The 7,133-nt window shown below is 59.5% G+C and carries 6 protein-coding genes and 1 pseudogene; 4 read left to right on the forward strand and 3 right to left on the reverse strand.

Annotation, left to right across the window (positions count from 1 at the left end; translation table 11 throughout):
• The first annotated feature begins 455 nt into the window (after positions 1 to 455).
• Both rpoD and PQR53_RS38510 read left to right on the forward strand, forming a co-directional pair.
• Positions 456 to 2,459, forward strand: a complete 2,004-nt coding sequence (gene rpoD / locus PQR53_RS38505; RefSeq protein ID WP_408465795.1) for an RNA polymerase sigma factor RpoD — start codon at positions 456 to 458, stop codon at positions 2,457 to 2,459.
• A gap of 424 nt (positions 2,460 to 2,883) precedes the next feature.
• Positions 2,884 to 3,360 carry a PRC-barrel domain-containing protein gene (locus tag PQR53_RS38510; RefSeq protein ID WP_408465797.1) on the forward strand — a complete coding sequence of 159 codons (477 nt, stop codon included), beginning with the start codon at positions 2,884 to 2,886 and terminating at the stop codon, positions 3,358 to 3,360.
• A gap of 109 nt (positions 3,361 to 3,469) precedes the next feature.
• Here the strand turns inward: PQR53_RS38510 and PQR53_RS38515 are convergent, their stop codons facing one another.
• A complete protein-coding gene (locus PQR53_RS38515) occupies positions 3,470 to 4,003 on the reverse strand; it encodes a hemerythrin domain-containing protein (protein WP_408465799.1) in 534 nt (177 codons plus the stop codon).
• A 263-nt stretch (positions 4,004 to 4,266) separates the two neighbouring features.
• On the reverse strand, positions 4,267 to 5,148 hold the full coding sequence (locus tag PQR53_RS38520; protein WP_408465801.1) for a manganese catalase family protein: 882 nt from the start codon (positions 5,146 to 5,148) through the stop codon (positions 4,267 to 4,269).
• 357 nt (positions 5,149 to 5,505) lie between these two features.
• On the opposite strand from PQR53_RS38520, the gene PQR53_RS38525 reads away from it, so the two are divergent.
• Both PQR53_RS38525 and PQR53_RS38530 read left to right on the forward strand, forming a co-directional pair.
• Positions 5,506 to 6,012, forward strand: coding sequence for a hypothetical protein (locus PQR53_RS38525; protein ID WP_408465803.1), 507 nt, complete (start codon positions 5,506 to 5,508; stop codon positions 6,010 to 6,012).
• A gap of 237 nt (positions 6,013 to 6,249) precedes the next feature.
• Positions 6,250 to 6,414 carry a SymE family type I addiction module toxin gene (locus tag PQR53_RS38530; RefSeq protein ID WP_408465805.1) on the forward strand — a complete coding sequence of 55 codons (165 nt, stop codon included), beginning with the start codon at positions 6,250 to 6,252 and terminating at the stop codon, positions 6,412 to 6,414.
• Between the two features lie 284 nt (positions 6,415 to 6,698).
• On the opposite strand, the pseudogene PQR53_RS38535 reads toward PQR53_RS38530, so the two are convergent.
• Positions 6,699 to 7,103: pseudogene (locus PQR53_RS38535) on the reverse strand (two-partner secretion domain-containing protein); the annotation flags it as partial.
• Between the last annotated feature and the right edge of the window lie 30 nt (positions 7,104 to 7,133).

The raw sequence follows: 7,133 nt of genomic DNA on the forward strand, positions 1-7,133 counted from the left end.
CCCCTTTTGCGAATTTTCTTTTGACCACGTGCGATTTGGCGCCGAAACATGCCTCTCACTATATGTAGCAAGCTCAGCGGAAGTCATCCCGTCGTGCGAGAGTGGCCGACTTCGCCTATAGTAAAGAGCGTGCACACGCGCACGGCGAGTAGTTGAAGTGCCGCCTTCAGCCCCCATCTTGAACGTACCGATGACAGGCGATAAGGGGGCCTGCGACAAGAGCGCACGAAGAAATGGTGTGCTCAAAATGCGCGCAAGGGCGCAAGCTCGTATATACTGCGAGCCGCGCGAATTTCGCACATTTCTATCGGCCCGCTTCGCGCGGGCTCATCTTTTTTGCTCCCCAGAGCACAGCCAAACAACCGCGTTGAGTCACTCAGGTGATGTTGAGCCATGCTCGAAACGCCTGACGGTCGCGTCTTGCGTCTCATAGCGAAGCCTCTAGAGGAGAATACGTGAACCCTTTTGATCGCGAAGATTCGCAACACGAAACTGCCGGATACACCGCCAAGGCGCCCGCTGGCCGCACAGCCAAGGGCAAAGGCGCAGGCAAAGCGATCCCCGTAGCGGCTGAACTGCCGCCGCAACAGGCCGAAGAACGCCAGCGGCAGATGCGCGCGCTGATCCAGCTGGGCAAGGAGCAAGGCTACCTGACCCACGCGCAGATCAACGACCACCTGCCCGACAACTTCGCGCAGACAGCGGCGATCGACAGCATCGTTAGCGCCTTCAATGACATGGGCGTGCAGGTCTACGAACAGGCTCCGGATGCGGAAACCCTGCTGCTCAACTCGAACGCCCCCGCCGTGGTGTCGGACGATCAGGCAGACGAGGAAACCGAAGTCGCGTTGTCGACGGTCGATTCGGAATTCGGCCGTACCACCGACCCCGTGCGCATGTATATGCGCGAAATGGGCGCTACCGAGCTGCTGACCCGCGCGGGCGAAATCGCGATTGCGAAGCGCATCGAAGACGGCCTTCACGAAATGGTGCAGGCGATTGCCGCTTGCCCGCTCGCGATCTCCGCCATTCTGGCAAGCGCCCAACAAGTCGCGGACGGCGAGCTGCGGATCGACGAACTGGTCGACGGTCTGAACGAAGACAACGTCGCAGCGGAAGACGCCGGCGCGAGCGCGGACGCCGCAGCGGACCTCGACGCCGACGCGACCGACGACGACAGCGATAGCGAAGACGACGATGACGACGCTGGTCCGGCCGACTCCTCGGCGGCGGACGAAGCGCGCCTGAAGCAGCTCACGAGCGATTGCCTCGAAATTTTCGCCCAGGTCGGCATCCTGTCCGACCAGATGAACGCCTCGCACACCCGCGGCGACGTCAGCTCGAAGGCTTATCAGCGCGCTCGTGAAGAGATCCAGCAGCACCTTGCGAAGATTCGCTTCACGGCCCGCACGATCGACCGCCTGTGCGGCGACGTGCAAAGCCAGGTCGCGCAGGTTCGCGCGATCGAGCGCAACATTCTGCAAATCGTCGTGACGAAGAGCGGCATGCCCCGCGAACAGTTCATCGAATCGTTCAAGGGTCACGAAGCCGATCTCGGCTGGACGGAGCGCGCAGCGCGCGGCTCGTCGTCGTTCGGTGCGGCGCTCGAGCGTCATCTGCCGGCGATCCAGTCGGAACAGCAAAAGCTGATCGACATCGAAGCCACCGTTTCGCTGCCGCTCAAGCATCTGAAGGAAATCAACCGTCAGATGGTCGCGGCCGAGTCGAAGATGCGCAAGGCCAAGAGCGAGATGATCGAGGCGAATCTGCGTCTCGTGATCTCGATCGCGAAGAAGTATGTGAACCGTGGCATGTTGTTCCTCGACCTGATCCAGGAAGGCAACATCGGTCTGATGAAGGCGGTGGACAAGTTCGAATACCGCCGTGGCTGGAAGTTCTCGACGTATGCAACGTGGTGGGTTCGCCAGGCCGTGACGCGCTCGCTCGCCGATCAGGCGCGCACGATCCGCGTGCCGGTGCACATGATCGAAACGATCAACAAGCTCAACCGCATTTCGCGCGAGATCTTGCAGCAGACCGGTCAGGAAGCCCATCCGTCGGTGCTGGCGGAACGCATGGAACTGTCGGAAGAGAAGGTGCGTGGCATTCTGAAGATCGCCAAGCAGCCGGTCTCGATGGAAACGCCGGTCGGCGACGACGGCGACGCCACGCTCGGCGACATGATCGAAGATTCGGCAGCTTCCTCGCCGGCCGACGCAGCAATGCAGGCCGACTTGCGCGCCGCCATCGACGACGCGCTCGACTCGCTGTCGCCGCGCGAAGCGAAGGTCCTGCGTATGCGCTACGGCATCAACACGAAGTCGGACCACACGCTCGAAGAAGTCGGCAAGCAGTTCGACGTCACGCGCGAGCGGATTCGTCAGATCGAAAGCAAGGCCATGCGTAAGCTGATGCATCCGAGCCGTGCCGATCGTCTGAAGTCGTTCCTCGACCGCTAAACAAGCGGTTGCGCTTGTCGTGCGCCATGCACGACAAGCGCATTCCGCTCTCCCCTTTCCCCTCTCCAGAAAGCAACGAGACGACCCCGCCAAGGGTGAGTCCCGCTTCCAGCCACCGCTCAGCCGTGTAGAACGCATTGCGCTCGCCCCGCCTCGCTCGATTGGCATGCCCACGCAACGGCAACCACTCGAACACGCCGGCCCTAATGCACGTAGCTGCGTAACTTTCGCCGGTAACGCTCCCCGCATTTGCCGATTCCGCGCCCGACCACCCTGTCTGCATGAGTTTGACGCGCTCACCAGCGACGACCACTGGGGCGGCACACGCCAACACCCAAAAGCCGCAACGCGCCCGCGCAAACCACCCAGATCACGGGCATGGTCGTTGCGGCGCTCCGAGTACACTTTTTACAAGGAGCACATCATGACTACGCTCGATCCCCAAGTGCCGGCATCCGCGGGCATGCAAGGCGCAAACATCGTTGGAACAGGTATCGGCGACGGCCCGGGACCGGACGTGATGGCCGCGTCGACGCTCGATGGAAACAAGGTGATGTCATCCGACGGCGAACATGTCGGCAAGATCTCCGACATCATGCTCGACGTACGCGGCGGCCGCGTCGCTTATGCGGTGCTGTCCAGCGGCGGCTTTCTCGGGATGGGCGATACGCTCCACGCCATTCCATGGAGCGCGCTCACGCTCGACACCGACGACAAATGCTTCGTGCTCGACGCACCGGCCGAGCACATCAAGAACGCACCCGGCTTCGATAAGGATAACTGGCCTTCCATGGCGGATACCCAATGGGGCACCGCGGTGCACGAGTATTACAACCGGCCGCCCTATTGGAGCGCGACGCGAGACGTGGTGGAAGAGCGCGAGCTGGACTCCGGTCTTTGATCTTTCAACTCACAACAAAAACACCATAAAACACCTGGTTTGACTTGAACAATGGGCGCTGCCGGCAACGGCAACGCCCATCTCAAAGTCAGTTCCTCTCTCGTCCCACTCAGGTCTTGTCGCCTACCGAACGGCTTCCCACTGCATCGAGCTTGCTCTGCAATGCCTGCTTGCGCGCGGCGATCTTCTTCCCAAGTCCGACGAGATCGCATTTCGTGCGGCGCAACTCCGGGAACAACTCGTCCTCTTCTTCTTCGACGTGATGCTGAACCATCTCGGACATCACCTTGAAAGTCGCATCAAACCCTTTATCACCCGCCTTGAGCGTCTCGAACTTTGCGATCAGCGTCTTGACCAGAAAATGTTCGACATAGGCTTCGTCGACGTCGAGTTTGTCGTCGTCAGGCAAGGCTTCCTGCGCTGCCGGATATAGCAATTCCTCTTCGATGATCGTGTGCATGGTCAGCTCTTCGCATGCACGCTGCGCAAGAGCAGCTTTTGCTTCCAGATCGTCGTCGCCAGCTTTCTTGAATGCGTCGAAGAGTTTTTCCACTGTGCGGTGATCGGCTTCGAGCAACGCCAATGCGTCGCTTGCGGCCGCCCCTTGAGCGGTGGATTTTGCAATGGTTTCAGCTTGTGTCATGTTGGCTCTCCCTTTTAGTCAAATCAAACGTCTGTCTCCAGTTTCACGTGCGCGAGTCCTATGTGCTGCGGACAGTCCTGCCGCAAGAAACCGGAGCGCCCGTCTGGCACGTCGAAGTCCGCAGGTGAAAAGCACTGAATCGTGCTGACAGCCCTCACGCAAAGACCATACCGGCCCTTTTCGCCGCGCAGTGGCGTGCCACGGCGGATGCAAACACCGCACGTGACACGCACGAACCTGCCGTCAACATCAGACGTCAAACGTCAAACGTCAACGGTCGCCTGGCCCGCGCCCAGATCGGCGCCGGTGGTCGGATCGATCGACGTATCGGACGCCGTACGCGACGCCATCGCCTGCAACACGTCGATGTCCTTTTTCGATATCTTCACCGTCGCCGTGCCATCACCGCCGTCCACCGCGGGTGTCGGCGAGCCTTCGAACGTCCATTCAGGCCCCTCGTTCCACGGTCCGCGCGGCGCGCCATCCGCTTCCGACATCTTGTAATAGACATGGGTGAACTCCGGCATGCCGGGCAGTTTGCCTTGCGGGAAGTTAGGCTGAATCGAATGCAGCGCCTTTTCGAACGACAGTTGATGGGCAATTTCACGCGTCATCAGAAACCCGAGCGTTTCCTTGATACCTGCGTCATCGGTCACGTTCATCAGACGTTCGTAGACGATCTTGGCGCGCGCTTCGGCGGCGATATTCGAGCGCAGATCGGCGGTGGGCTCGCCGATCGTGTCGATGTAGGCGGCACTCCACGGCACGCCGGCCGAATTGGTGAGCGCCGGTCCGCCGCCGTACAGCAGCGCGGTGGTGTGCGAATCGTTACCGCCGCCTGTCATCGAGCGATAGAGTTCCGCTTCCGACTCCGCCGCTTCCGCGAGTTGCCCCTTGGCGCCCTTATTCAGCATGGCGACGATCGAACCGATGATCTCCAGATGGCTGAGTTCTTCGGTCGCGATATCGAACAGCAGATCCTTGCGGCCCGGGTCATCTTCGCCGACTGCCTGGGTGAAGTAGCGGCACGCCGCACCGAGCTCGCCTTGCGGACCGCCGAATTGTTCAAGCAGCAGATTCGCCAGACCCGGATTCGGTGCGGCAACGCGGACGGTGTATTGCAGACGCTTATTATGAATGAACATGATGTTTCCTTGGAAGGGAGATCAGTTAAGCCAGAGGACACAAGTACGCCAATCCGAACGGCGAACGATCGAGACGTCGCGCCGGTTGGATGGGAAGAAACCGTGATTCATGGCCTGCCGCATGGCAGTTCCGAACAGCGAAGCGGCAGGAGGCCGCAGCGCACCCGTTAAACGGGCGTCCGGATCTCAGAGCGAAGCTCTGGCTTGATCGAGGCAGGAGGCCTCGCGAGAAAAAGAGAAAGCACCAGCCTGTTTCAGCATGGGGTGTGCCTGAGGCGGCGAATCGTCAGCTACACCTTTGTGGTTGTCTCGCGCCCGGGCATAGCAGGGCTTCGCATATGGCGCAGGGGACATCCAATGAGCATTAGGAATACTGCAATCCAATGCAGCGCGATGGCGGGTATAGCCACATTGGTCAACATACCTATCGCCATATTTCTGTTTTCGAGCTTCATGGATCGCATGGTGTTTTATGCAACATCCGCGTTGCATATCTATGGCGATGAAGCGATTGGTGACTTTCTCGTGAACGCTGCGTTCTTTCCCTCTTTATGTGTTGCAATTCTTGTTGCGTTGATTGCGACTCGTTTTGTTCAGTGGTCAAGTGGAGACGTTCGAATGTCAAATGATGTTCATCAAGATCAATTCTTTCCACAGATTCTGTTCAGAAGGCCGTGGACAAATCACAACCCAGTGATAACAGCCCCGCCGCACAACGCTTTCCGGGCGGCGTGTGGGGAGAATTCCGTCCCCCACGCGCCCTCAAACATCCATTCCCCCGCGTTTCCCCACACGCTGCGGCGCGGGGAAACCTTCGTCCGCTACGAAGGACTGTCCTACCTATCAAACATGTGTAGCGTTTGAGTTTCAAGCTAACGGCGTCCCTCACGGGGATTCACAATACAAGTGACTTGTCTAAAGTTCAGACAGGCGAGTTGTCGATGCTGCGGTGCACTCCGCGCGGGCGGCATCACTCGCGTTCCCCCACGGCTCTCAACGAGAAGCCCGCGCGAAACACGCGCAAATAGGGCTGGCTAATAAAGGGCCAATCTTAATGCATTGAGCGCTCATCCCGAGCGCCACGCCACCGTCCAGGAGATCATGCGCTGGCGACCCTCACCGAAACCCGGCAGACCTTGGCGAACACCAAGATTTTTTCCGTGGCTGCGCATCGCCGGCATGTGGCTTGAACAGGCCGGCTTCCCACCCGGCCAGCGCGTGAGGATCGAGGTCCAGCACGGCCGCCTCGTCATCACGCCAGATTGATAAACAACAAACCCGGAGGCGGCCGGGTTTGCATCCCATACGTCAAAGAAATTTATAAAGCCATACACCACCAATTACCGCAAAGCCAACAACAATGGCGATCCAATAAATCATCTTCTGGTTTTTACTTAGCTTTTCGTATTGCCCTGGCTTGAATGATGGGCCCGCCACAACTGTTTCCTCCGCTACTTTTTCGCATCAAACCCATAGCTAATGGGATTAACCGCTGTACCCGGCGGAAAGCTAAATCCATACTCTATGGAAGTCTGGCCACCATACGCATGGCTAACTCCACCACCAGCACCAACGGCCGGCAGGCCGGGAATCGGTACAAATGTCGATGCATTCGCGATGACAATCTCCGCGCGCTGGCCCGCGACCTCCAGATGCCCGTTGATCTGGCTGGCTGCGCTGCTGTTGACCTGGTTGACGATGACGCGTGCGGACTGCCCGGGCCCGAAGTTCGGATTGCCGTTAATCATGCCCGCCTGCTGCGTCTGCACGATGGTGGGCGAAATGTTCAGGATTGCGCCTTTCGACGGCACGTCGAATCGGCCATACGTGTTCATCGACATGCCTGCGCCGGAGGGCCGGTTGACGTTGACCTGATCCAGCCCGTTCTGTGTCTGGACCACAGACGGGGCGTGTGCGCCGCCCGGAACGATCTGTGCGCCGGACCGAATCTCCATCACCTGCACAGCCGTAGCCCGATTCAACGT

The organism is Paraburkholderia fungorum (genome assembly GCF_046027605.1).
Lineage (GTDB): Bacteria > Pseudomonadota > Gammaproteobacteria > Burkholderiales > Burkholderiaceae > Paraburkholderia > Paraburkholderia fungorum_F.